Origin of the sequence: Nocardioides endophyticus, from assembly GCF_039543845.1 — a bacterium.
Classification (GTDB): Bacteria; Actinomycetota; Actinomycetes; order Propionibacteriales; family Nocardioidaceae; genus Nocardioides; species Nocardioides endophyticus.
Window position 1 is genome coordinate 1 of sequence record NZ_BAABKN010000053.1, and the last position, 1,304, is coordinate 1,304.

The 1,304-nt window shown below is 67.2% G+C and carries 1 pseudogene; it reads right to left on the reverse strand.

The features are described from left to right. A pseudogene (locus ABEA33_RS27310) lies at positions 1 to 1,243 on the reverse strand (IS256 family transposase); the annotation flags it as partial. Positions 1,244 to 1,304 lie beyond the last annotated feature (61 nt).

The following is a 1,304-nucleotide window of genomic DNA, read 5'->3' on the forward strand; positions in this document are numbered from 1 at the left end:
GATGGCGCCGGCGGTGTCCTCCTTGGTCGTGTCTGTGCTGTCGTTGGTGGTGATGAGGGTGAGGCGGCTCTTGGCCAGGACGTCGAGGCCGAGGTAGCGGCGGCCATCGGCCCACTCGTCGTGTTGTTCGGCCAGGACTGCGCCGACGAGTCGGATGATCGAGGCGCGGTCGGGGAAGATCCCGACGACGTCGGTGCGCCGGCGGATCTCGCGGTTGAGTCGTTCGTTGGGGTTGTTCGACCAGATCTGGCGCCAGAGTGCTTTCGGGAACGCAGTGAACGCGAGGACGTCGGCGCGGGCAGCGTCGAGGTGGTCGTGGACCTCGGGCAGGGTGGTGGGGAGCTGGTCGAGCAGCTTGTCGTATTGGGCGTGGACGGCGTCGGCGTCGATCTGGTCGAACACGCTGTGCAGCATCGCTTTGACCCCGCCCCAGGCGTGCTTGGGACAGACCGACATCAGGTTGAACGTGTAGTGGGTGCGGCACCGCTGCCAGGACGCGCCGGGCAGGTTCGCCCCGATCGCCTCGACCAAGCCGGCGTGGGCATCGGAGGTGACCAGCGCGACCCCGTTCAGGCCGCGGGCGACCAGGTCCGCAGAAGTTGGTGTTCCAGCCGGCCCCGGACTCACTCGTGGAGGTGGCGATTCCGAGGATCTCGCGGAATCCGTCGGCGTTGACGCCGGTGGCGACCATCACCGCGATCTTGATGACCCGGCCGCCCTCGCGGACCTTCATGGTGAGCGCGTCCGCGGCCACGAACTTGTAAGGCCCCTCGTCCAGGGGCCGTTCGCGGAAGTCGCGGACCAGCTCGTCGAGCTCGCGGGCCATCACCGAGACCTGCGACTTCGACAATCCGGTGATACCCAACGACTGCACCAGCCGGTCCATCCGCCGGGTCGAGACTCCGAGTAGGTAGCAGGTCGCGACCACCGAGGTCAGGGCTGCCTCGGCGCGGCGACGCCGCTCGAGGAGCCACTCGGGGAAGTAGGAGCCCTCCCGCAGCTTCGGGATCGCCACGTCCAAGGTCCCGATCCGGGTGTCCAGATCGCGGTGCCGGTAGCCGTTGCGCTGGTTGATCCGCTCCGGCGCCCGGGCCCCGTAGGCAGCGCCACACACTGAGTCGGCATCGGCGGAGAGCAGCGTGTTGACGAAACTCTGCATCAGCTCACGCAGCAGATCGGGGCTGGCCTGGGACAGGTGCTCGTGCAGAAACACGGCAGGGTCGATACTGGATTTCGCGGTCATCGCGGTGCCTTTCTTCGAGTGGGTTGTGGAAGATCTCTCGAAGAATCACGCGGTGACCGCA